The organism is Asticcacaulis sp., assembly GCF_051956075.1.
Taxonomy (GTDB): Bacteria; Pseudomonadota; Alphaproteobacteria; order Caulobacterales; family Caulobacteraceae; genus Asticcacaulis.
In genome coordinates this window covers 14,332-38,537 of the sequence record NZ_JBQCGA010000001.1, presented here as the reverse complement: position 1 = coordinate 38,537, position 24,206 = coordinate 14,332, and the positions used below count along the sequence as shown (strand labels likewise).

13 protein-coding genes and 1 pseudogene are annotated in these 24,206 nt (G+C 61.0%); 6 read left to right on the top strand and 8 right to left on the bottom strand.

Annotated elements, in window-relative coordinates:
* Window positions 1–15: 15 nt before the first annotated feature.
* The gene (locus ACTHLA_RS00145; protein WP_440183854.1) at window positions 16–3,774 is read right to left on the bottom strand and encodes a LamG domain-containing protein; all 3,759 of its coding nucleotides are present in this window, start codon (window positions 3,772–3,774) and stop codon (window positions 16–18) included.
* 229 nt (window positions 3,775–4,003) lie between these two features.
* On the opposite strand from ACTHLA_RS00145, the gene ACTHLA_RS00140 reads away from it, so the two are divergent.
* Entirely contained in the window at window positions 4,004–6,361 is a 2,358-nt protein-coding gene (locus ACTHLA_RS00140) for a glycoside hydrolase family 2 protein (protein WP_440183851.1), read from the top strand.
* Window positions 6,362–6,651: 290 nt separating this feature from the next.
* Window positions 6,652–7,713, top strand: coding sequence for an aldose epimerase family protein (locus ACTHLA_RS00135; protein ID WP_440183849.1), 1,062 nt, complete (start codon window positions 6,652–6,654; stop codon window positions 7,711–7,713).
* Here ACTHLA_RS00135 and ACTHLA_RS00130 read toward each other — a convergent pair.
* The 4 genes from ACTHLA_RS00130 to ACTHLA_RS00115 form a co-directional block, all read right to left on the bottom strand.
* The gene (locus tag ACTHLA_RS00130; RefSeq protein ID WP_440183847.1) at window positions 7,706–8,479 is read right to left on the bottom strand and encodes an alpha/beta hydrolase; all 774 of its coding nucleotides are present in this window, start codon (window positions 8,477–8,479) and stop codon (window positions 7,706–7,708) included. The genes ACTHLA_RS00135 and ACTHLA_RS00130 overlap by 8 nt on opposite strands.
* Window positions 8,479–10,032 (bottom strand): alpha-N-arabinofuranosidase, encoded by a 1,554-nt coding sequence (locus tag ACTHLA_RS00125; protein WP_440183845.1) that lies wholly within the window; start codon window positions 10,030–10,032, stop codon window positions 8,479–8,481. Before ACTHLA_RS00125 ends, ACTHLA_RS00130 begins: the two co-directional genes overlap by 1 nt.
* Before the next feature lie 55 nt (window positions 10,033–10,087).
* The gene (locus ACTHLA_RS00120; protein WP_440183843.1) at window positions 10,088–10,462 is read right to left on the bottom strand and encodes a hypothetical protein; all 375 of its coding nucleotides are present in this window, start codon (window positions 10,460–10,462) and stop codon (window positions 10,088–10,090) included.
* A 238-nt stretch (window positions 10,463–10,700) separates the two neighbouring features.
* Window positions 10,701–11,654, bottom strand: coding sequence for an alpha/beta hydrolase (locus ACTHLA_RS00115; RefSeq protein WP_440183840.1), 954 nt, complete (start codon window positions 11,652–11,654; stop codon window positions 10,701–10,703).
* Between the two features lie 376 nt (window positions 11,655–12,030).
* Between ACTHLA_RS00115 and ACTHLA_RS00110 the strand changes: the two genes are divergently transcribed.
* The 3 genes and pseudogenes from ACTHLA_RS00110 to ACTHLA_RS00100 form a co-directional block, all read left to right on the top strand.
* The gene (locus ACTHLA_RS00110) at window positions 12,031–14,595 is read left to right on the top strand and encodes a TonB-dependent receptor (RefSeq protein ID WP_440183837.1); all 2,565 of its coding nucleotides are present in this window, start codon (window positions 12,031–12,033) and stop codon (window positions 14,593–14,595) included.
* Window positions 14,596–14,843: 248 nt separating this feature from the next.
* Window positions 14,844–15,188, top strand: a complete 345-nt coding sequence (locus ACTHLA_RS00105) for a PadR family transcriptional regulator (RefSeq protein WP_440183835.1) — start codon at window positions 14,844–14,846, stop codon at window positions 15,186–15,188.
* Window positions 15,148–15,375 (top strand): annotated as a pseudogene (locus tag ACTHLA_RS00100) (HAAS signaling domain-containing protein); the annotation flags it as partial. The gene ACTHLA_RS00105 and the pseudogene ACTHLA_RS00100, both read left to right, overlap by 41 nt.
* Before the next feature lie 661 nt (window positions 15,376–16,036).
* Here ACTHLA_RS00100 and ACTHLA_RS00095 read toward each other — a convergent pair.
* On the bottom strand, window positions 16,037–16,198 hold the full coding sequence (locus ACTHLA_RS00095) for a DUF6118 family protein (protein WP_440183932.1): 162 nt from the start codon (window positions 16,196–16,198) through the stop codon (window positions 16,037–16,039).
* A 598-nt stretch (window positions 16,199–16,796) separates the two neighbouring features.
* Between ACTHLA_RS00095 and ACTHLA_RS00090 the strand changes: the two genes are divergently transcribed.
* A complete protein-coding gene (locus ACTHLA_RS00090) occupies window positions 16,797–17,093 on the top strand; it encodes a hypothetical protein (RefSeq protein WP_440183832.1) in 297 nt (98 codons plus the stop codon).
* A 19-nt stretch (window positions 17,094–17,112) separates the two neighbouring features.
* Here the strand turns inward: ACTHLA_RS00090 and ACTHLA_RS00085 are convergent, their stop codons facing one another.
* A complete protein-coding gene (locus ACTHLA_RS00085; protein WP_440183829.1) occupies window positions 17,113–19,848 on the bottom strand; it encodes an exo-rhamnogalacturonan lyase family protein in 2,736 nt (911 codons plus the stop codon).
* Between the two features lie 171 nt (window positions 19,849–20,019).
* Window positions 20,020–23,877 (bottom strand): TonB-dependent receptor, encoded by a 3,858-nt coding sequence (locus ACTHLA_RS00080; RefSeq protein ID WP_440183826.1) that lies wholly within the window; start codon window positions 23,875–23,877, stop codon window positions 20,020–20,022.
* Between the last annotated feature and the right edge of the window lie 329 nt (window positions 23,878–24,206).

Below are 24,206 nucleotides of genomic sequence, written 5' to 3'. Positions count from 1 at the left end.
CCCCCGCCTGTGAACTTACGCGCCCGGCGTTACGGCGCTGTTGTTAATCTGCGTAATCTCAGTCGGCTGGCCGTCAAGCCGCAATGTGACGCGCACCGGTCCGGACGTCCTCGGCAATCTGGTCTTGATTTGAACGGTCTTCGGCAACAGGTCCGTCGGCGCCGGCAAAGGTCCGAAACGTGCGCGCGTCAGCTCATGCCCCGCCGCGTCCGTGACGATCGCCACGCCCGTCGGCGTCGGCTTCGCGCCCAGACTATGCGCAGTAATCGTCAGGGTGCGGCCCTTCACAACGAGGTCACGGCTCGAAAGACCGATATCGGGCCGCGTCGCCGGATCATCGCCCGGCGTCTGCAAGGCCAGATCAAAGCTTACCTGCTGATGCGGCGGCAGGGATAGGTCCACGCTGCGCCCGCGTTCCAGCCGCACCTCGCGCACACCCTCCGGCCCCTTCAGGCGCCACGTCCCGGCGTCCAGTTGCGCGCCGGTCATGCTTGCCGTCACCGGCTGATCGGTCAGATTATAGGCGGTGACGGAAAAGGCTTTCGGATCGCCCTTGCGGATCAGAATGGCGACGTTTTCGCCAGACACGTCCTTGCCGCCCGACGAAAAGCGCCAACTGACAATATTGCCCGGATAAAAGGCCATGCGCCGGTGCGCCACCCCGCCGAGCCGCGTCCTTTGCAGAAGGTCGCTCGGCACGCTGACGCGGTCCACCCAGGCTTCGAGCGAGGTCAGGACCGGCATGCGCTGCGTGACGGCCTCGACCTCGTCGCCATAAAGCCCGGCCAGGATGGAAGTATCGCCCGTCTCCTGCCAGCGCACGAACCGCGCGAACTGCCCCGCCGTCGCGCCGCCCAGGTTCCGGTCGATCGTCCCGCCGCCTGCCTGATCGGCGTTTGCGGCGATCTTCTGCGCCACCTTGTCTTCGCCCGGCACACGATGCAGCACATCGGCGTTCAACTCGGTCAGGCCGCGCAGATCGCCGTTCAGCGCCCCGTCCATCGGTCGCAGATACTTATCGTCGTCCGTCCAGCTATAGGCCGCCCAGAAGTCATGTACGGCGATATCTACGCCGTGGCCTGAGCCCTTATCCGTCGCCCAGTCGATATCCGACGGGAAGCTCCAGCCGCGCGGGCCCTTTTCGCCATGGGCCAGCCAGCCGTCCAGCAGGCTGAGCAATATGGCCTTGGTCTTCGGGTCGCCATTATAATCAACCAGCATCAGGCCGGGATGGGTGACCAGCAAATTGTCGGGCTTCTGCACGCCCATGCCATCGTCGCGGTCGATATCCGTCCCGGAAAAGTAGCTCGACACGAAGTGCCGGTGACCGGCGGCATTGACCTGCATCAGGCGCGGATATTCGCGCGCCACCGCCATGCCATGCTCGATATAGGCCGGATTGCCCCAGTCGATCAGCATGGATTGCGCCACCGTATTGATGCCCTCCTCATAGGAGTGCAACTCATCGGCGCGGATACGGCTCAAACCCCCGCTCCACATGCCATTGGCGAAGGTCGCGTCGGTCACGGCTTCCTGCGACCTGATGATCTTCTCAGGCTCGACCCCCATCAGGGCCAGAGGAACCCACTGGTTGACGAGGTCGGTGTCGTCGGACAGGCCGCCGCCAAATTCACCGTCGGAGATCTGGCGGTGGTCGATCCACCAGTCGGCGAATTGCCGGAACAGCTTCAGATCCTGGCTCTGCGCCCAGGCCCATTGCGGCACGCCCGCTGGCGCAGGCGTCGGTTTATAGTCAGCATAGGGCTGTTCGGGATTCTTCTCGACCCAGTAGGCGCGCGCCGTCGCATTGTCGGGATCGACGCGCAGGACATCGGTAATGTCGCGCTCAAAGCGGTCCCACAAAGGATAGAGCCGGATATTGGGCTGCTCCTCGACGAGGAAGCTTAAATTGTCGCGCGCCTGTTCCATGCGGTCGGCAATGTGTTCGGCCTTCGCCTCGACAGCCTTTTTGAACACCAGCCGCACGCGCATCCCGTCAAGACTCTGCGCATCGAAGCCCGCCTCGCCCGCCGCCACGGTGAGGTAGAGATTGGTCCCGTTCGGCAATAGCCGGTCGCGCGTATCCAGCCACAGGGTGCGCGGCGTATTCGGCGGCACAGAGACATTAATGTCCAGAAGGTCGCGATCCGGCCAGGTTGGGTCTTTCACCCTAATATTGAGCGGTATCGGCCCATCGCCCTTCAGGGCAGGCAGGTCGAGCGCCACCCCGTCCAGCCCGGCATTCATATTCTCCCAGCCGTAAGAGAAGCGCGTCGGCGGATCGCCCGGCAAGGGCGAGCGGAAATCGCCGGGGACTAAGACATGCACGATCGGCAGGTAAGCGCTGCCTTGCGCGGGCGCAGGCTTGCGCGGCGCGCCCTTGGGCAGGGCCACAACCTCATCGCGCTCATCGGGCAGATAGCGCCCGTCAATATGCGCGCGAAGTCCGTCCAGCGCCGGATAGAAGGCCGGATCGGCAGAGGCCGCCACCGTATAGTCGAGCGTGACATAGCCGTCCGGGACCTTGCCCGCATGGACATAATAGGCGCCGATCTCCTCAATCGGCGTTTCCTGCGCCGTGTTGACGAACTGGATTTCGCCGCCAGTCTGCACCGGCACGGTATTGGAGGTGCGCTCCTGTCCTGGCGGGCGGGTAAACAGGGTCTGGTCGCCGCGTTTCAGCTCACCGTAAGCTGTCCCGTTGATCTCGATGCGGTTCCACGGCTCGTCGGGCAGGTCGAGCCTGTAGGTCTTGCCGCCCAACGCATAGACATTCCAGTCGGGCAGCTCGAAATAGTCGTGCCGTCCCGGCAAGGACGAGCGATTATAAACGCCCGGCCAGGTGGTTTCGCGAATGCCGTCCGCGCCCTTGAAATTCTTTTCCTTGAGATCCCACGTGCCGGTGAATTCAACCTTGCGCACCGTGGTGACCGGATCGGTCAAAAGGGCGGGCAGGTCGTCCGGCCGGTTCCAGCCGTAACGCAGGTTCCAGTCATCGCGCGTCGCCGGATCGCTCAGCGCTTCTGCAACCGGCGCCGCCATCGGTTCCTTATGCTGATCCAGCACCGCCACCTCGGCGTCGCTCATCATGTGGTCATAGATGCGCAGTTCGTCGAGATCGCCGGTGCGCTTATAGTTATAGAGCGAATGCACCTGCCACGGCGCGACGATGCGCTGGAATGGCCCAAAGCCCCAAAGCCCCTGATCATAGACGGCTTTCGCGGCCTTCTGCGCGACCGGCTTACCGTCGATCCACAGCTTGACGCCTTGCGTCTCGTCCCAGGCGAAGGCGATATGCACCCAGCGGTCGGGCGCAGGGATCGCGTCCATGCGGTACGAGACCCGTGTGCGCGCAAGGCCGGTATCGGTGACGAAGGCGTCGAAGCCATGCCCGTTCCAGTCGATGCGCAGGAACTGCATGTCCCAGCTTGTGCCGTCGCTTTTGGCGACACGGAACACCGGAAACGGCGTATGCCCCAGCGGCGTCTTCGCGCGGAACCAGAAGGACACCGTGCCGCGCCGCGCATAGATATTGCCGGGCGCCGACCAGGCCAGGGACAGGGCCGATTTGAACGACAGACCCTTGCCCACCACGCCATCGGTCTCATCGACGCGCGTGGCGAAGATCGGCCCCGCTTGCCCGCCCGCTGTTTCGGCGGTCAGGCCATGCTCGCCCGACAGAGAAAACAGCAAACCGTCCGTAGTTTGCGCGCGCGCCGCTCCCGCCAGCGCGTAAACGGCTACGGTCAGCAAAAGGCGGCGCGGAAATCTCATCTGAAAAGGCCCTGTATCTATTTTTGGATCTTTTTTTGGCGCCCGTCCGCCGAGGGCTCGTCCAGTCTTACCGCAGGACGGCTAAAGCGCAAGAGGTCAATTTGCAATTTTGCTCATATATGCGCAATTTACTTCACATTGAAGCATTTGCAATCTTGCCGCCACAACGGCGCCTTGATAGGTTGATCCTTGGCCGGGGAGCCCAAAAACGATCAGGGACAATAGAACCATGCGCAAACTCATGCTGACCGGCGCGGCGCTGGCCGCGCTTATCGCGGGCGCCGCCCAGGCGGACACCGTCAATTTTGACGCCAACTGGCTGTTCCACAAGGGCGACACAGGGCTTGGCCCCGACCCGAAAGCCGCTGACTCCGACTGGACGCCTGTGGACCTGCCCAATGACTGGGCGATCAAGGGCCCTTTCAGCCAGGATGCGCCCACGACCGGCTCCGGCGGCTGGCTGCCCAGTGGCACGGTCTGGTATCGCAAGCACTTCACCCTGCCCGCTGTGGCGGCGAACAAGGATGTCGCCATCCGCTTTGACGGCGTCATGGCGCGCTCCGGCGTCTGGATCAATGGCCACCATCTCGGCTATCGTCCCAACGGCTATGCGACATTTCAATACGACCTGACGCCGTACTTGAAGGCGGGCGAGAATGTCATTTCCGTGCGCGCCGACACCTCGGACCAGCCCGCCTCGCGCTGGTATGCGGGCGGCGGCATTTACCGCCACGTCCATCTGATCGTACAGGACAAGGCGCATCTCGTTACCGACGGAACCGCCATCTCAACGCCGTCGATCACCGCCGACAGCGCCACGGTCAGGATCGACAGCGAAGCCGTCAACACCACGGATAAGCCGGTCAACGCGCATCTCGTCATCACCGTGACGGACCCGGACGGCAAGGCGGTCGCCAGTTTCCAGAGCGCGCCGCAAACCCTCGCTCCCGGCGCGACGGCGAAACTGACCGCGCAAGGCTCGCTTGCAAATCCAAAGCTATGGTCGCTCGACACGCCCGCCCTCTACGCCGCCAAAATCACGCTGGTCGCCGATTCCGACTTGCGTGACGAAAGTGATCAGAGTTTCGGTATAAGAAACATGGAGTTCCGCGCCGACACCGGCTTCTGGCTCAACGGGAAAAATATCAAACTCAAGGGCGTGGCCATCCATGCTGACGGCGGCGCTTTCGGCATGGCCGTGCCGCTCGATGTCTATGAACGCCGCCTCCGCATCCTCAAATCCCTCGGCGTCAACGCGATCCGCACCGCCCACCATCCGTTCTCGCCGGAATTTCTTAGCCTTTGCGACCGTATGGGCTTTGTGGTGATGGACGAGGCTTTCGACATGTGGACCGTCGCCAAGAATCCGCAGGACTATCACCTGTTCTTCTCCGACTGGTCGAGCCAGGACGCGCGCAGTATGGCGCGCCGCGACCGCAACCACCCCTCCATCGCCATCTGGTCAATCGGCAATGAGATCCACGACACGCCCGACGCCGAGAGCGCCAAGGCGACCTTGCAACGCCTGCGCGACATCTTCCATGAAGAAGACCCGACGCGCCCCGTCACCCAGGCCCTGTTCCGCCCCAATGTCAGCCACGACTATGACGACGGCCTGGCCGACATGCTCGACGTGGTCGGCCAGAATTACCGCGAAAACGAACTGGCCAAGGCCCATGCCGACAAGCCGTCGCGCAAGATCATCGGCACCGAGAACACCAAGGATCGCGGCCCGTGGGTCATGGTGCGCGACAATCCGGCCTATTCGGGCATGTTCCTGTGGACCGGCATCGACTATCTGGGCGAGGCCGACCGTGCGGGCTGGCCCTATATTTCCAACCCGTCCGGCCTGATCGATCGCGACGGCGTGGTCAAGGCCATCGGGCTGGAGCGCGCCTCGTGGTGGTCGCAGAAGCCTTTCATCGCCATGGCCCGGCGCGTGGCCAAAACCCGCGATACCGCTGGCGCGGTCGGGGCCGAGGTCAATCAGGCCCTGAGCCGCGCCCTGCCCGGCGCCTTCGCCGACTGGTCGCCCAAGGATCGCAGCGCGCATACCGAAAAGGTCGAAGTCTATTCCAACGCCCCGGTCGCCGAACTGTTCCTCAACGGCAAATCACTGGGCAAGCAGCCGATCCATCAGGACGCCTCGGCGCGCACCTGGGATGTCAGCTTCGCGCCCGGCACGCTCAAAGCCGTCGGCTATGACGCAAAGGGCCGTAAGATTGCCGAAAACACCCTGCAAACCGCAGGCGCGCCCGCAGCCGTGAAGCTGGTCGCAGAAGAGGATAAGCTCGCGCCCGGCTTCGACCATATCGGCTTTATCCGCGCGCAGATCGTTGACGCCAAGGGCGTGCTCGTCCCCGACGCACACGTCCCCATCACCGTCTCGGTCAGCGGCGCAGGCGATCTGGCCGCCTTCGACAATGGCAGCCCCACCGACCACACAATGTTCGACTCGCCCACCCGCGACGCCTATAACGGCCAGGCCCTGATCATGATACGGGCGACGGGAACCAATGGCGCGATTTCGGTAACCGCCGCCGCGCCGGGCCTGACCTCCGGCGTGGCCAGCCTGCAAGCGGAATGACCATGCGTACGCCCTGCGGCCTCGCTGGTTATACGATTGAATATGATCATATATGACAATATTTATCATTTTCGATCATTTTTGTGTTGCCTTCGCTCATCAGGCGCCGTACAAGGTTCAGGTCGATGACTGACACGTTTCGCATTCGCGCGAGACATCGGGTCGCTTCCACATCCCCCCGGAAGCGGTCCTTTCACTCCAAGCGTTTAGGCGTTCCTATTTCTCCCTGTTGGAATCGCTGGCCGTTTTGCTTCCCTGCAAAACGGCCTCTTTTTTGGAGATTTTCGATCATGCGCGCCGCCGGGCTTCTCATCCTTTCGCTGATCGCCCCGCTCTCAATGTCCATGCCCGCTGCGGCGGCCTGCCATGTGTCTCCGGCGCCCTTCGGCACCTTGCGGGATGGCCGCAAGGTCGAGATCTGGCATGTTGACGATGGCGTCATCTCGGCCAGCGTGCTGACGCTCGGCGGCATCCTCCACGACCTGAATGTCCCTGACGCGCAGGGCCGCCGGGCCAATGTGGTGCGCAATCTCGACAGCCTCGCCGCCTATGAGGCCCGCCCGAACGTCTCCAGCCTGATCGGGCGCTATGCGGGCCGGATTGGCGGCGGCGGCATTACGCTGGACGGTCAGTTCTATCCCCTGCCCGGCAATGCGAAAGGCGTGATCACCCATGGCGGCAAGGACAGTTTCGGGTCGCGCCTGTGGTCGGCGCGCAGGCTCAAAAGCGGCTGCGGCATAGACCTGTCCTATGTCAGCCCCGACGGCGATAACGGCTTTCCGGGCGCGCTGGGCGTTTCGGTGCGCTATAGCCTGAAGGACAAGGCCTTGCGGCTCGACTATACGGCGCGGACCACGAAGCCCACCATCGTCAACCTGACCGACCACGCCTATTTTAACCTCAGCGGCCACGGCGACATCTATGGCCAGAGCCTGCGCATCCCGGCCTCACATTATCTGCCGCTCGATAAGCTGCATTTGCCGACCGGCGAGATCGCGCCGGTGAGCGGCGATTATGACTGGCGTAAACCGAGGCCGCTCAGCGCGGGCAAGAAACTCGACGACACCTTCGTGCTGAACGGAAGCGGCATAAAAACCGCCGCCATCCTCACCGATCCCGCCTCCGGCCGCCGCCTCACCGTGCGCACGACCCAGGCTGGCCTCGTCGTCTATACAGCCAGCGGCTTCAACGGTTCCTTAAAAGATTCCAATGGCGACCCGCTCGCCCCCGGCGCCGGCGTGGCGCTGGAAACGCAAGGCTTCCCCGACGCCCCCAACCACAGCAACTTCCCCTCCACCGTGCTGCGCCCCGGCGAAACCTACCGCCAGACCACCGTGTTCGATTTCAACTGATCTTCCGCCGCATCCAGTCCAGCGCCAGCTCCGGCCACAGACCTTGCGTACCGTCCTTTTCCCGCAGGGCAAAGCCGTGCGGCGCCTGCCCGAAAATATGCGCATCGAGATCGAGCCCCAGATCGCGCGCGGTCATGATGAAGTTCAACGCATGTTCGACCGGCACGGCGTTGTCATGCAGCGCATAGGCCAGAAACACCGGGCAGGACGGCACGCCATGCGGCTCGGCCTTTATGCCAATCGGCCAGTCATTATAGAACTGCTGTTTCTGCACCGGCGGATAGTCCGGCTTGCCCGCCGGAGCCTTGTAAGCCTTATGGTTGGCGTTGATCGGCGCATAGGCGATGATCACACCCGAGGCCCTGACCTGACAGGCGACGGCCCCGGCGAGATGGCCGCCGGACGACAGACCCACAAGCACGAGCGGCAAGCCCTCCCCGATCACCGCCAGCGCCGTCAGGGCGTCGTTCAGGGCGATATCGGACGCAAAGACGCCCCCCGCCCCGTCCGCCTGCCCCGGCAGGCGATGGATCAGCACATGCGCGTCATAGCCGTTGTCGTTGAGCCACTGTGCAATCTCAACGCCCTCGCGGTCGAGCATCAGCGACACATAGCCGCCACCGGCGAATACCAGAGCCGCCGCGCGGGGCTTGTCCACGCGGTAGCTCCACAGTTCGGCGCGGCTGACGGCCTCTAATCTCCGGTCGGGCGCGTCGCCGATGAGGACATTGCCCTCACCGGCGGACAGGATCGTCACCTCAGCCATTATTGCAGGCTCAGCACCACGACCGACTTGGCCGGAAGCGTCACGGTGAGCTTGCCCCCGCTCAGCTTTGCGCCCTTGAAATCGACCGGCGCGACGACGGGCGCTGCGCCCATCGGATTGGTGGCGTCCATCTTGGCGGCGGTCATCACCTGTCCCGACACCGATTTGGCCTTCAGATCGCCAAGGTCGATCGTGACCTTGCTGGCGTCCTCCGGGTCCATGCTGGCGAAACCGATATAGATCTTGCCGTCCTTACCCTTCGCCGCCGAGACGTTGAAGGCCGGGATGGTGGTCGCTCCCTTGGTGAAGTTTGGCGCCGTGATGTCGAGCGGAATTTCCGTCGCGTCCTGGAACGGCACGTACATCTTAAAGGCGTAATAGGTCGGGGTCAGCTCCATCTTGTCGCCGTCGGTCAGGATCATCGACTGCAGCACATTGACCGTCTGGGCGATGGCGGTCAGGCGCACCCGGTCGGCGTGATGATGGAAGATGTTGAAATTGGCCGCCGCCAGCACGGCGTCGCGCAGGGTGTTCTGCTGATAAAGACGGCCCGGATTGGTGCCCGGTTCGACATCGTACCAGGTGCCCCATTCATCGACGAACAGGCCGACGCGCTTTTGCGGATCGTACTTGTCCATGACCGCTTCGTGGTCGGAGATGATCTTGTCCATCTTCAGCGTCTGGGCGAAGGTGTCGGTCCAGGCCTGCTCATCAAATCCTGTCGCCGAGCCCTTATGATCCCAGTTGCCGGTCGGGATGGTGTAATAGTGCAGCGACAGGGCGTCGATATTATGCCCGGCGTTCTTCATCACCACATCGGTCCAGTGCGTGTCGTCCGAATTGGCGCCCGAAGCGATGCGGATCGTCGGATTGTTCGGGTCGCGGTGGTAGAAGCCGGTGAACTTGCGCAATTCGTCGGAATAGTATTCCGGCGTCATATTGCCGCCGCAGCCCCACGCCTCGTTGCCGAAGCCGAGGAGCGGCGTCTTCCATGGCTTATCGCGGCCATTCTTGCGGCGTTCATTCGCCAGCGAGTCCTGACCGTCCGAGGTCATATAGTCGATCCAGTCCAGCATCTCGCTCGGATTGGATGAGCCGATATTGATCGAGATATAGGGATCGGCGCCGACCTGCTCGACGAAATCCATGAACTCATGCGTGCCGAAGGCGTTGGTTTCCGCATCGCCCGCCCACCAGTGGTTCTTACGCACGGGGCGCTGATCGCGCGGGCCAATGCCGTCGCGCCAGTGATATTCGTCAGCGAAACAGCCGCCGGGCCAGCGGATAGCGGGCGTATGGATCGCCTTCAGCGCCTCGACAATGTCGGTGCGAACGCCATCGACATTGGGGATCTTGGAGTCCGGTCCGACCCAGACGCCGTCATAAATGCCGCGCCCCAGATGCTCGGAAAACTGCGAGTAGACGTACTTGTTGATCACCGGCCCCGGCTGATCGACTTTGAGCGTACCGGAAGCCTCCAGCGTCGCCGCCTGAGCGCCAACGGCCAGCATCAGGGCCGCTCCCGCAACAAAAGCGGTCAAAATGGATTTCATGATTTCCTCCGTTGGTTAATTGTCCGACTATTACCGATTCATCTAGCCGATCTGCTCAAAGATGACCAGACTCATGTGTCGATGTTTTCGTCTTGCGTGTGTTTTTATCCCCGGCCGCCGCCAGCAACCAGAAAATGGCTCCGGTCAGGAGACCGATCAAAGCCATCTCGCCCGTTGTCTGTACAAGATAAAGCCAGCCCCACCCTGTGTAATGGCCATGCAGGACCATGACGTGGCCGCCGCCATATTCGTAATCATTGCGACTCAAAAGTTGCAGGATCAGTCCTGGTGCGGCGGCAATGACAAGACCTGCAACGGCGCAGTTTACCAAACTCATCGGCAGCCGATGACGCAGAAGGAGCCATGCGGGCAAGCCGAATAAAGCCAGGGGTACATAGCCGCCGAAAACCAGATACCAGGGAATCGTCATCGAAAAACACATACCAGGGAATCGTCATAATGACGCGGTTGAGATAACCGGGCCCCCCTTGATAAAGGGGCATAAAGATAGCCAGTGCCGCCGCTGACGTGGCGGGCGCAAATAAAAAACCCAGCGCCAATCGCCATCGCGGCGGCCTTGCAAATCTGACGCCCATAACTTTTTTCAGTGCGTTACAGCAATCAGTATGTCAGCTTCTCAGCATCCTGACTACGTCTCGCCGTCGCGCCTATTTGGCGGTCGGACAGAGCCAGCCATTCGCGGTCAGCCAGTCCATAATATCCCTTTGCCAGACATCGCGCGGCATCAGCGGAAAGCCATGCTGGCCCTTTTCATAAAACCGCGCCGCCACCGGAACACCGGCATGACGAAGGGCTTCGAAATAAACGATGCTGTTGTCGATATCGACCAGCGTATCATCGGCGGCATGCAGGATCAGGGTCGGCGGCGTGTCGTGCGTGACATGCAGTTCATTGGAGAACTCTTTAACCAGAGCATCGGACGGCGAGGTTCCTAAAAGCGCATCGCGCGAGCCCATATGGGTGATCTTGGCGTCCATGCTGATGACAGGATAGGCCAGCACCACAAAGTCCGGCCGAAGCGAGACGTTTTCAGGATTGGGCACATAGGCCTTTTGAAAATGCGTCGCCAGGGTCGAGGCGACATGCCCGCCCGCCGAATAGCCGACCGCGCCGACACGCGCCGGGTCGAGATTCCATGCCTTGGCGTGCAGGCGGATAAAGCGCATCCCCTGCTGCGCGTCCTGAAGCGGTCCGATCGACTTGTCCTGCATGGTGACATCGCTCGGCAGCCGGTATTTCAGCACGAAGGCGGCAATGCCGTGATCGACGAAGTACTGCGCCTGCTGGACGCCCTCATACTCAAAGGTCAGACCGGCATAGCCGCCGCCCGGAATGATCAGCACGCTGGCGCCGGTCGCCTTGATTTTGGCCGGCAGATAGACCTGGATGACGGGCCGCGAGACATTCTGCACCCAGCCCGTGCCGTCTCCCTTTTCCGTGTCCGGCCCCGGTTTGGTATTCGGGATCGGCGCGTCGCCATAGAGCGGAAAGGCCTGCATCTTCGGTGGAAAACTGGCGCCCGGATCGGACGTCGCCGCCACGGCAGGCATCGCGCAGATCGCGGCGGCAATGAACAAAACGGCAAGTCTCAACAGCATCATCTTCCCCTCCGGTTGGTCATTTGTCCGACCATTGCCGACTCTTTATCCGATCCGGCCAGAGATAACCAGATCGAATATCGTTTTGCAGACGTGTGTCATCTGATCTTTCAACAACTGCAATCTTTGATGTCCTTGATGCCCCTTAGTTTGCCAAATCGCAAAAACGTTTGAGCGCAAATAGAATGAATGAAAAATGATTACAAAGTGAATGACTAATAAACGCAGTGTGGATTTTGTGAGACTCTATTTTGAACACTCAGTTAGATATTTAAACTGTCATTGAACCGACTCCGTTTTGTAAACAACAGAGCGCAACAGAGCCAGCCTTAGGCGCGGGGCGATCGTGGTGATCAGGCCCCTCCGGGAGGCTTATGGCATGTTCAACACTCAGCGTAATCTTTGGCTCTTGAGCACGACGGCGATGGGCGCCGCCCTGATCTTCACGCACCCGGTCCGGGCGCAGGACACGGCTCAGGCCGCTGACACGACCAACAAGAATATTGAAACGGTCGTGGTGGTCGGTACGCGCGATCAGGCGCGTGAGATCAAGAAGCAGTCGAACGCCATTATCGATATTGCGCCGCTGGAACAGATCCGCTCCCTGCCCGACGCCAATGCGGCCGAGGCCCTGCAACGCCTGCCCGGCATTTCGATGGAGTCCGATTCCGGCGCGGGCCGCTACATCAATATCCGCGGCATGGACGCCGACCTGAACGGCACGACCTTTGACGGCGTGCGCATGATGGCCAATAACCCGCAAACCCCGCAGGGCGGCGCGCGCGCCGTCGCTTTCGACGCCTTCCCGGCGGGCATTCTGGGCGGTCTTGAGGTGATCAAGTCTTTGACCCCGGACATGGACGCCGAAGGCCTTGGCGGCGTCGTCAATATTCAGCCCCGCTCCATTCCGGCGGGCAAGACCGAGGTGTTCGACGCCAGCTTAGGCGGCGGTACGGAGACCTTGCGACATACCGGCGTCGTCAAGGGCGATATCACCTTTGGCAAGCGCTTTTTCGATGGCAGGCTGTCGGTGATCGGCAGCTACGCCTATCTCAAAGATTCGCGCGGCATCGACGATATCGAGGCCGACTATATCAATGATCCCACCGTCACGCCTGCGGGCACGAGCGCCTTCCTGACGCAAAAGGCCTTCGACGACGTGCAGTACCGCTGGTATCAATATCACCGCACGCGCCAGGGTTATGGCGGCGGCCTGACCTACAAGATCGACGACAACTCGCAAATCTATCTGCGTGGCTTCCATGCCGGCTATGTCGAAACCGCCAACAAGCACGAATTCATCCTGAACGGTCTGGCGGATAATATTGTCAGCGTCGATAATACGACGGGCAATTTCACCTCCAGCGGGGTCAGCCCGCAATATTCCGACATCAACACGCGCGAACAGCTTGGCAATGACCTGATCGAGCTGGGCGGCGACACGCTGCTGGCGGACCGGGTCAAGGTCGATGCGCGCCTGTCCTGGACGGAAGGCACGGACAAGTTTCCCTATTCGGTCAATGCGCGCTTCGTCGATCCCAACAGCGTCGATGTGATCTACAACAATACCGACGCCAAACGCCCGGTCTATCAGGTGCTGGGCGGGGTCAATGTGCTTGATCCCTCGCTCTACACCAAGCTGAAAAAAGGCAATAGCCCGTCCAAGAACAATGATCAGGAATATGCGGGCAATCTGAACTTCACCCTGCCGCTGGCCCTGATCGGCGATAACGGCTTCCTGAAGTTCGGCGGCAATGTGCGCGAGCGCACCCGCAAGCAGCAGGACTACGCCGCCGATTTCGCCGTCAGCGCGGTGTCGCTCAGCGACTACGTCACCGGCGCCGACGTAACCTATTACAAGGGCCAGTACAATATCGGGCCCCAGCCGGACTACGCCAAGCTTCTGACAATCCCGCAGACCTCCTTGAGCGCCGATCCTTCGACCTATGAGGACGACAACGAAAACATCTATGCTGGCTACGTGCAGTACAATACGAGCTTCGGCAAGGTCGACGTCGCGGGCGGCGTACGCGTCGAAACCACGGACGGCACCTACCGCGCGAACGATGTCGATGCCGACGGCAACTTCCTGGCCAAGCACGATACGCACCACAAATACACCAACCTTTTCCCCGACCTCAGCTTCAAATATGATCCGAACGACCAGGTTCAGCTTCGCGCGGCCTTCTCGTCGGCGATCGCCCGGCCTGGCTTCAACCAGATCACGGCGGCGCGCTCGATCGACACCTTCAACGCCACCCCGGTCGTCACCCAGGGCAACCCGGATCTGAAACCGACGCTCGGTCACAATCTCGACCTGTCGGCCGCCTACTACCTGCCACACAAGGGCATGGTGTCGGTGGGGCTGTTCTACAAGGCCTTTGACAATTACATCATCGCCACCGAGACGCTCGGCGCGACCGATGTGTCGGGGTTCACCGGGCAAAAGGTCAATCTGATCAGCTATTCCAACGTCGGCTCGGCCAGGGCGCAAGGCGTGGAGCTGAGCTATGATCAGCAGTTCGACTTCCTGCCGAGCGTGCTGTCCGGCCTCGGCGTTGAAAGCAATCTGACCTATGTGCAGTCGCGCGGCGAAATTCGCCCAGGCGAGCATCACACCCTGCCGCAGACCTCGCCGTTCAACTACAATGCCGCGCTCACCTATGCCTATGGCCCTGTTGCGATGAAGCTGGCTGCCTCTTACGTCTCCACCAATCTCTGGGCGGTCGGCGGCGACGCTTCGACCGACCTCTATTCGCAAGGCCGCTACCGCCTCGACTTCGGCGGGACCTATGCGCTTAACGACCACCTCCAGCTCTATCTGGACGCGAAGAACATCAGCAACACGCACCTCGACTTCACCCAGACCAAGGACAAGAACTTTCCGGTGCAGAACGAGTTCTACGATGCGGACTATCTGTTTGGTCTGCGCGTCAAATACTAAGACTTTTTCGCGCCGGGTCTTGGCTGAGATAAAGCCATGGACTGAAACTTCAGGCCGTCCGCCCTATCCCCGGCGGACGGCCTTTTTCGCGCCGGTGGCCCGCCGCCTCCGCACATGAAGTTCCATCCCCCATTCTGAAGTTTGCTGTACGGTCCCCATGCCGCCAGCGACGCTCTCTTGACTCTCTACTGTTTCACACATACTGTTTTACATACAGTATGTACCACACACTATATGGAACCCAGCCAATGGATGCCGAAGGCGACCTGTTTGAAAGCCTGCGCGCCGAATTGCGGCGCGGCGCGCTGAGCCTTGCCGTCCTGGCCCGGTTGCGCGTCGAGCGTTACGGCTATTCGCTGCGTCAGGCCCTGGCAGAGGACGGGCTGGAGATGGAGGAAAGCACCCTCTATCCGCTGCTGCGCCGTCTGGAATCACAGGGTCTGCTGGCCAGCGAATGGCGCGAGGAAGACAAGAGAAAGAAGCGGTTTTACCGCCTGTCGGCGGCGGGCGAGACCCTGCTGCTGCGGCTGGCGCAGGAATGGCGCGGCATGAATGCCTCGCTGGACAGGATCATCGGTCATGAGGAGGGCTGAGATGGACATGCTGGAAGCGTATCTGCGCGCCGTGTCGCGCCTGCTGCCAAAGGCGCAGCGTGAGGATGTCGTGGCCGAATTGCGCGACGAGATCCTGACCCGGATCGAGGCGAAGGAGGCCGAACAGGGCCGCGCCCTGACGCCGGACGAAACCGAAGCCCTGCTGCGCGAGATCGGCCATCCGATCCTTGTCGCCGCGCGCTATCGTCAGGAACCGCAATCCGTGATCGGTCCGGCGCTTGATCCCTATTGGGCCTTTTTCGTGCGGCTGGCGATCCTGATCGAGGTTTTCGCGTCGGCCCTCGTCTTTTTCAGCCGCATCATAGGCGGCGCCGACCCGACTCAGGCGATCGGGCAGGCGATCGTTTCCGGCCTTGGCGGCATCCTGACCCTGATCGGTCTGGCCACAGCGGTCGCCTGGGTGATCGAGCGCAAGGCGATCAGGATCGACTATCTCGACCGCTGGCGCGTGCGCGACCTGCGCTTCCTCGACTTTGCGCTGTGGGACTGGAGCGATCTGGGCGACATGCTGTCTGGTCAGTCTGGCCCCGCCTTCGCGCGATCCGGGGCCGGGCATCAGCGCTGGCAGCCGCCCTATCCCGGTCCGCGCTTTTACGGCTGGCGGCAATCGTCGGCGGGGCGCGGCATCGCCACCATCGTGTTCGGCGCCATGTTCATCCTGTGGTGGACCGGCCTGATCCACTTTGGCGTCACCGCCCAGCTCTTCACGCAGCCCAATATGAATATCGACCCCGGCGCTCTGGCGCGGATCGACTGGCCCGCGCTGAAAGACCTGATCTACTGGCCGGTCATCGCCTATTTCGCCATGCTTCCCGCCTTGCCTCCACCTATTTATCACCGTTGCCCAGCGATACCTTCACGATACATTTCTGCGCCTGCCCTGACTTCGCCGGTGCCTGCCGGCACCGAGCCAGCGTGTCCCCATTGTCCTGACCAAGCTGCGCGTTTTCGATCACGGTTTTCCAACCGTCCGGTTGTACCGCCTGCATGATCGCCGTGCCGGCGTCCCACCGGGATTTCCCCATGATTTAGAGGACCTCCCACAAACTTGTAAGAGGGTGCCATCTCTAACTGGCACGAGTGCGACATTACTAAATGGCGGCTACAATGTTTTTTCGCCTAATAGAAATTATGAGAAATGTGACCAGCCTAGCGGCTAACAGCGTCTCCGAAGCATGCGCACAAGGTAACGGAAGGCTCGAAAAAAAATCGTTCTTCGGATTTTGCAAATGGTTCTTACTTGAAAACATCGACCGCTACGGTAACCTCATCTGGGGCTGGGTGCAATTAGGTGATCTATGAATGTAGTAACTGTGGCTAACAGCATTCAATTTTGGGCAATACAGGTATTACTTGTGGCCATCATGGGTATTTTTGCTGCTTTTGGTGAGAATATATTTAATATTCTTGCATCTGGCATGTCGAAGCACAGAAAAAATATCATTAGTCATCGGGTAATATATTTTAAAAAATTCTGTCTTTTCTTCTTTATTTGCGGATGTGTGGTTTTACCATTTTGGTATTTATTTGATCGTTTAAATAAATAAATGAGGCGACAGCTAACCCCCGAATATTGCGTTCGGCGCGATGATGCTGGCCTTTCCGAACAGCGTGCGTCTGCGCGGCCTCATCGACATGGCGCTGGGCATGGCGGGCCTGGGTTTCGCCCTGTGGCTGTGGACCGCCTCGCCCCTGGCCGACCTGCTGCATCTGGGCACGCTGGATCAGTTGATCGCACGCGTCACGACCTTCCTGACCCAGCCCCTGCCCGTGCCGCTGGAGCTGATGGCGGGCCTGATCGTGCTGTTCTCAGCCATCGGCGCCGGTTTTCGCACCCTTGGCGGGCTTTGGGAGGTGCTGACCGGCGCGCCGCGCTATCCTTAAAGCAAGGATCTGGTACGCCTCAGTCCTTCGGCGCATTCACCTCCAGACTGTCGCCGATCAGCTCAAGATTCTCGATGGCGGCCAGCCCCCATTGCGATGCGCCATTGGTCGAGATCGTCGGATCTTCCTCGATTGTATAGAGCACATTCGGCCCCGTCACCTTGTCCTCCTGCGGATGCAGGTTGGTGCGCCAGCGACGGTTATCGCCGTCGAAAAACTCGCTCCAGGCCCGCGCCGCCAGTTTCGGATCCTTCAGTTCGCGCGCCGCATAGGCCGTCATGCGCGAATGGGCGTCGCGCAATGACCGGTCCTTGGGCACGACGCCGAGGAAGGCTTTGATCTCTTCAGGCGAAGAATTGTAATAGATGCAGTAATCGAGCCACGCCTTATTATAGGCGGGCGCATCGACAAGCGTCATCAGCTCCTCGGTGATCTCGATCACGCCGAACACCGCATTGAGGTGCGACACCGAAATCTGATCGCCCGGCCCGACGAACTTGCCGGTCTTTAAGTCGTAGGGCGCGCCGCCGCAGAACCAGCCATATTTCAGCTTTGCGATCGAATTCATGCCGTTCAAAATTCGGTCGCGCCATTGCGTATCCTGCGTCCGCTCCCATTCGGTCAGCCAGGCGGCGATGAACGAGCCCCATGAGGTGCCGAAGCTGCAATCGACCGTGCCGGGGACCGGCTTGCGGATGCCGATGCCGGAGCCGCCCGCCGCGGCGACCTTGCGCTCGATATAGACGTCCTTCAGCGTCTGATCCGACGTGATCAAATCGTGCATCAGGTCGCCGACGCGCTCATCGGTGGTCAGATAGTAGTAGAAGCGCTTGAAAGCGGCGTTGGAGACGCGCGGCTGCTTGGAGGAATCGGCCCAGTGCTGCACGCCGTGGCGCGTACCGAAGCCCTTATAGGGCCCGATATGGAAGGTATCGACTTCGGAGGTGTGCCGCGTCATCGCCTCGGCCATGCGGAAGACATCGGCGCGGCCGGAGCGCAGATATCCGTACCAGAACATCATGTCGGACTGGAGTTCCGAATTGTCCCAGGCGAAGCCGCCAATATCGTAGCGCCAGACATGCCGGTCGGCGTCATAGGTGTGCATGACGTCGCCATAGTCCCAGAAGCCGTACCACTTCCGCTCCTCGATCTGCTGCAAATAGTAGTCGAGCTGGTAGTTGATCCGGCCCTCGATCAGGGCGCGCGTCGGGGTGGAAGCGTCCGGCAGACTCCAGGCGCCGAAAATCCCCTCGACCAGATGCAGCCGCTCCGGCGCGACGGTCAGGCGCGGCGTCTGCGACAGGGCCGTGGCCATATCGGCAAATCTTTGTCGTTCCGGCGTGGCGGGCAAGGCCCATAGCGTCAGTTCGCTGGTGCGGGCAATGCCGTAAGGTCGGTTCCAGCCGGGCTCGAAATCCTCATAGGTCAGCAACAGGCCTTCATTCTGCTTGGCGTAGGTGTCCATGCCCCAGTCCGGGCGATAGGGCCTTATGTCCATGGCGGGGGCGTCCGGCGACCACAGCCAGGCGGTCAGCTCGGCCATATCGCCCGCCGCGCCTCTGATATCGAGCCGGGTCGGCGCGCGCTGCCAGAAATCCTTGAGGCCCAGCGCCACCCCACCCTGCGGGCTGCCCGCATAACACAGCCCAGAGGCGCGGTGATCGGCGGCGGAGTCGATAAAGGCGTGGCCCGGCTCGACGCGCTTGCGGATCGTATAGCCATCGGGCGTCGCCTGGGCGCAGGTAAAATCGTTCCAGTAGGGCGACATGCCGAGCGTATCGCCGACCGAGGGCGCGATCATGGACGGTTCGACGTGCTTTCCGGCAATCTGCGCCTCCCGCGCCGCCTTGCCCGGGTCGCGGCGCAGGCCGGTCAGCGAACGCACCGCCTCGCCCCACACACCGTCCTTCTGGCCCGAAAACCGGATATGACGATTGTACAGTTCGTCCGTCATCGGGGCTTGCGCCACGACGCCAAGCCCCTTGATAAAGTCCTTCGTCTCATCGCCGTCGAAGATGAAGCTATGCACGATGCGCACGGCGTCTGACCCGGCGTAGAAATAGAGCCGCACCGTAAAGGGCAGCCACTGGCGCGATCCGTCGGTGTGATGGCCTTCAAGGCGGATAACGCTGCGCACCGGCCCTTGCTGCTCCAGCACGACCTTTTCGACCGCGCCGTCATAGGCTGTCTGCTTCAGGTCGGGCTTGTCCTCGAACGAAGCCGCATCCTGAGCCAGCGCCCTTAACGTGACCGCCCCGACGGCAGGCTTGCCCGCACGGGTCGCGCCAGCCATCAGGGTCTTGCTGGCGCCAGGTATCGTCCAGACCAGATCGCCGGAGGTGATGGCAAAGCCTGCGCCGTTCTGGCTCACCTTCAGCGGCGCGGCGGGCGCGGCGGGCGTTCCTGGCTTGAGCGCGTAAGCGTCCGCGCCCCCAGCCACCGGCCCGAGCGCATGCGCCGTCCATTTCACCGAACCGTCCGGCCAGTAGGCCAGCGGCCAGGACTGCATGGCCAGGTCGCCGAGCGCAAACGACGTCTTGGGCGACACCGCGCCGCGCGGCCACGGCACGCCGAAGGTATGGCCTTCGGCGAAGGCGGGCGCATGACGGTCCAGCCACAGCGCCTGTGTGTCCGGCACGCCGATACGCGCCTTCGCCTCGGCGCTCAGGGTCGATCCCGCGGCCGCGACCACGCCCAGAGCCGTCGCGCCCATCATCAGCCCGCGCCGCGTCATCCGTCCCGCTCCATTATCCATGCCTGCCTCCTGCTCTGAACCTACGGCTTTAACGCGCCATCGCGCCACATCCGGCGCACTTTTGATCAAATTCTTTCAATATCGCGCAAGCCAAGTCAATCTTTCCCGCCAAAGAAAAAAGCCGCCGCCCCATCGGGGCGACGGCCAGATCGCATGACCGAGAGGTCAGGCTTAGTTGCGGTAGGTGAAGCCAACTTCCCAGCGCGCGCCGCCATAGGAGATATTCTCCAGGGTCGGCGTGCCGTCCGAATAGGTGTTGTACGGCTGGATCTCGCGATAGGTCAGAGCGCGACCGATGTTGCGGCCCTGGAAGAAGACTTCAAGGTCTTTGCGGATCTTGTAATTGATCTTGGCGTCCAGGAAGCCAGTCTTGTCGCGGAAGTTCGTGCCGCCGGGGTTATATGGCGTACGGATCGTCTGACCGGAGCACTGCGGGAAGGCGGTCGGATAGTTGTTGAGCGCGTTCGAGCAGGACGAGATGAAGTCGAAATAGCCAGCCTGGGTCTGCCAGGACAGACGCATGTTCAGGCGACCATCGTCGTACCACAGCGTGGCGTTCTGGGTGAAGGCGCGCTGATACTGGGGCGGATTGTAGGCCCCCGTGATCAGATCCTGAGTCACCTGGAAGTTGGCCGTGCTCATCTTGGTGTAGTTGTAGTCGATACCAAAATATTTGAGCTGCCACGGCAGGGCCGTAAACGCGATCTTGGTGGAGAATTCGATGCCACGCTGCAGGCCGCCCGGACCGTTGACATAGGACGGGACGTTGAAATCGTAGTTAGAGAACGGCTTACCGGTGACAGGATCGGTGGCGGTGCTGCCTTGGAAGAAGTTCTGCGCCGGCAGGTTGGCGGCGATCGGCTTGCCGATGATGACATTATTGTAGAAATAGGCGAGCGAGACGTTGAAATCCTTGTTCGGATACCATTCCAGCGACTCGTTGTGATTGATCGCCTTGTACGGCTTCAGAGCCGGATTGCCGATACGGCCCGAACAGTTATTGGTGCCGTCGGCCGACAGGGTGTCGTTGATATCGGCCTGGTTGCGTTCGTCGATCGTGCAGGTGCCCGAAGGCAGAAGGGCCGCCGGCGCCGGACGCGAGACGACGTGACCGGAATAGTAGCGCGCCACCAGCTTGTTAGGAAGAATCCACAGGTTCAGATTATAGCTTGGCAGCCAATCCGTCGTTTCATTATTGATCGACGTATTGAGCGCCGCCGTCGTCGTGGTGACGTCGCCATTGTGCAGCACCGGATCCCAGCCAGCATTGACCGCAGTATGGGCCAAAGTCATGAAACCCGTCGCCTGCACGTCCGTCCGCACCATACGGGTGCCGACATTGCCGTTGAATTCCATTCCGTACCAAGGCAGTTGCTGGTCGAAATCGAACATCAGGTACATGGCCTGAGTCTTTTCATGGAAGGCGAAGTGCGGCTGGCTGTAGACCGTGCCGTCATTAGCCTTACAGGTCTTCATGCAGCTCAGGTTGAAAATATCCTGATAACCCGGAATGGCCTTTTCGATCACGTCCGGATTGATCAACGGCCACGAGCCGAGAACGTCGCCCTTCTGCGCATAATCACCCATATAGGTGTAACCGCGTGTATAGAGCGCGCTCTGGATGAGCGTGTTCAGGTCCGACGGCGTCATGGTCATAACGCCGCCAAGCGCGGACAGATTGCCGACCGGCTGGTTGTTGGAGCCGACGACCGTGTTGGGCGCATAACCGTAGTCACACGACTGATAGCCCGTACCCGCGCCCTGCGGCAAGCAGGAGCGATAAGTGACGCCCAACGCTTCGGAAGGCACGTACACAGGCGCAACATAGCTGCCATTGCTGTACGGGACCGTGTCGTAGGTGGTGTTGGCGACGCCAGAACCAATATGCTCCTGATAACCGCCATAACCCCAGCCGTCGCCATGGTGATTACGCGTCTGCAGGCCCCACTGAACGTCCTGGATGAACGGAATCTTGTTCTCGAAGTCGTATTTCAGGTCGAGCTTGAGTTGCTTTTCGGCGTCATCGGACATGCGCGGGCGCATCGTGATGCTGAAATTCGTGCCCCACATCGCCGACTGCGCCGCTGTATAGGCGTTTGGCGCCCCTGATTGCAGCGCTGTGGCGGCGCCGGCCTTGTAAGAAACAGCGCTGTTGACGTTGGAATAGGGCAGGCTCGCCAGATCGAAACCGCTGGGCAGATCATAGGTCCACAGCCCCGACGGCGTGACGTGCATGTTCACGGAGCCGTAGGTGTAGTTCACCGCCGTTCGGATTTGCGCCTGCTGCCAGGTCGACCCGGAATCACCGTAGAAGAAGTCGAGCTTGACATTGTCGTGGTGATAATGACCGCCGACCTGCGCGCCCCATGAGGTGATCAGGGTGTGGTAATGGATGGCGTCGATATTGGCGTTTGCATCGTTCAGCGTAAATGAGGTCAGATGGTGCGAAGCGTCGACGACAGCATTGGTGATGTCGCTTTCGACGCCGCAGCCCGTCGTCTTTTGCGCCGTCCCTGTTCCCGTGACGGTAGTCGCGCACAGGCCATTGTCGTAAAAACCGTAGCCAAGGCCGGTTGCGACGGTGCGTGGCGTAATATAGGTGTTGGAGGTCGAAGCGACCGTGCCTTGCGACGACGCCGTATTACACACGCCCTGGATACAGACATTGCCCTGATTATAGCCGGGGCTGCCGAGGTTCAGCGTGTCGTCGCGGTTATCGACGGTGCGGTTACGGATATTGCCGGTGATATAAAGCGTCAGATCGTCATTGACCTTGTAGTCAAACCGCAATTGCGCGGCCAGACGACGCTCATAGGCGCGCTTGGAGAAATAACGCACCAGTGACGGCGCGTAATCGTTCCACTGGTTCAAACACGTCGCCAGCTCATTCGCCTGCTCAAGTTGCGCCGCCTTGGCGTTGTTGGAGGCCGAGACGCCGGAGCTGGACACCGTGCCAAGCACATTGTCGCCCGAAGGAACCGCGGCAAGCTGCGCCGAGGTCAGCGCCGGGAAAGCTGCATAGCAGTCTTGTTTTGTCGCCGCCGCAGCCGACTTGCTGAGAATATCGATGGGCGATGCAGACGAATAAAGCGCCGAACCATTCGAGTTCAGAACACGGAAGTTACCCGCCGACGCGGTCGGGTCAACAATCGACGGATCATAGGTGAAGGTCTTATCCGCAGACTGATCGAAATCGGCGTTGCGCGCCGGGCCGGCGTTGCCGGAGGTTTGCGGCTGTTGCGCGTCCGCATTGGTCTGGGTTTCGGAATAGTCGATATTGCCGGTCATGCCGAGACGGCCGCCAAAGAACTGACGGGCGAAGACGGCGCTCCATTCCGGCGTCCACTGCTTCGAGATCGAGTTCATCTGCTCATCGACTGTGAGCTGGAAGAACGGCTTCTTGAAATCAAGGCCGGTGCGGGTTTCGATATGCACGCTGCCGCCCAAACCGCCTTCGGTCATCGCCGCGGTCGAACCCTTGATCACGTCGATGCTCTTGACCATGTCGGCCGGCAGTTCGCGCAGGTCCGCGCCGCGCCCGCCGTCAGCGCTGCCCGCGCCGCCGGCGATGCCGCCGCCCGTATTCAGCGTGCTCATGCCGTCGACGTCAACCAGGGTGGTGTCCATACCCTGACCGCGAATTGAGAAGCCCTGGCCTTCGCCGTTATCGCCGCGATCCAACGACACGCCGGCGATACGCGAAATGGCCTCGTTGACGTTTTTATCCGGAAACTGGCCGATATCTTCCGCGACGATGGAATCGGTCGCGGTCGCCGCGTGTTTCTTGCGGTCGATCGACGAACGCTGCGATGCGCGCACGCCGGTGACGATAACCAGGGTTGAATCGTCCGCCGCCGCCTTCTTCTTGGCGTCGGTCAGGGATTGCGTCTGCGCGGCGGTATTGGCGTTGCTCGTTTCCGCCGTCTGAGCATGCGCCAGCGTGCTCACCGCGAACAAAGCGACGAGACCCAAAGCGGTGCCGCTGGTCAGGCGAGTACGCGCACCTGTGGTGTGAACTGTCTTCTTCACCTTTTTCCTCCTGGCGCGGTTGGCCGCGCTATTGTGAATTCCATAGCCTGCGCCAGGCCGAACACACGCCGGGCGGTACGCGCGATCGGCGCAGGTTTTCCTGTCGCTCAAACGATCGCAATTGCCCTTTGTGTCCTGATCGGGACGCAATGTCTTAATACCGACATCTTTCATTGATTGATAATGACAGGTCAAGACAATTTGTGCGCATTTGTGCGAATTAAGTTAGACAATTGATCAAAAACCCACGGATGCGTTACAAATAGGCCACAGAAAAGGCCTGCGCGCGTAAATCCAACGATCTCGCTTAACCGACCTGTGATGCCTAA

What these genes read in the sequence shown, in the direction of transcription:
- ACTHLA_RS00095 (WP_440183932.1), bottom strand. Translation starts at nt 16,198, where the DNA reads ATGCAGGCGGTACAACCGGACGGTTGGAAAACCGTGATCGAAAACGCG.
- ACTHLA_RS00145 (WP_440183854.1), bottom strand. Translation starts at nt 3,774, where the DNA reads ATGAGATTTCCGCGCCGCCTTTTGCTGACCGTAGCCGTTTACGCGCTG.
- ACTHLA_RS00115 (WP_440183840.1), bottom strand. Translation starts at nt 11,654, where the DNA reads ATGATGCTGTTGAGACTTGCCGTTTTGTTCATTGCCGCCGCGATCTGC.
- ACTHLA_RS00110 (WP_440183837.1), top strand. Translation starts at nt 12,031, where the DNA reads ATGTTCAACACTCAGCGTAATCTTTGGCTCTTGAGCACGACGGCGATG.
- ACTHLA_RS00135 (WP_440183849.1), top strand. Translation starts at nt 6,652, where the DNA reads ATGCGCGCCGCCGGGCTTCTCATCCTTTCGCTGATCGCCCCGCTCTCA.
- ACTHLA_RS00105 (WP_440183835.1), top strand. Translation starts at nt 14,844, where the DNA reads ATGGATGCCGAAGGCGACCTGTTTGAAAGCCTGCGCGCCGAATTGCGG.
- ACTHLA_RS00125 (WP_440183845.1), bottom strand. Translation starts at nt 10,032, where the DNA reads ATGAAATCCATTTTGACCGCTTTTGTTGCGGGAGCGGCCCTGATGCTG.
- ACTHLA_RS00140 (WP_440183851.1), top strand. Translation starts at nt 4,004, where the DNA reads ATGCGCAAACTCATGCTGACCGGCGCGGCGCTGGCCGCGCTTATCGCG.
- ACTHLA_RS00085 (WP_440183829.1), bottom strand. Translation starts at nt 19,848, where the DNA reads ATGGATAATGGAGCGGGACGGATGACGCGGCGCGGGCTGATGATGGGC.
- ACTHLA_RS00090 (WP_440183832.1), top strand. Translation starts at nt 16,797, where the DNA reads ATGATGCTGGCCTTTCCGAACAGCGTGCGTCTGCGCGGCCTCATCGAC.
- ACTHLA_RS00130 (WP_440183847.1), bottom strand. Translation starts at nt 8,479, where the DNA reads ATGGCTGAGGTGACGATCCTGTCCGCCGGTGAGGGCAATGTCCTCATC.
- ACTHLA_RS00120 (WP_440183843.1), bottom strand. Translation starts at nt 10,462, where the DNA reads ATGACGATTCCCTGGTATCTGGTTTTCGGCGGCTATGTACCCCTGGCT.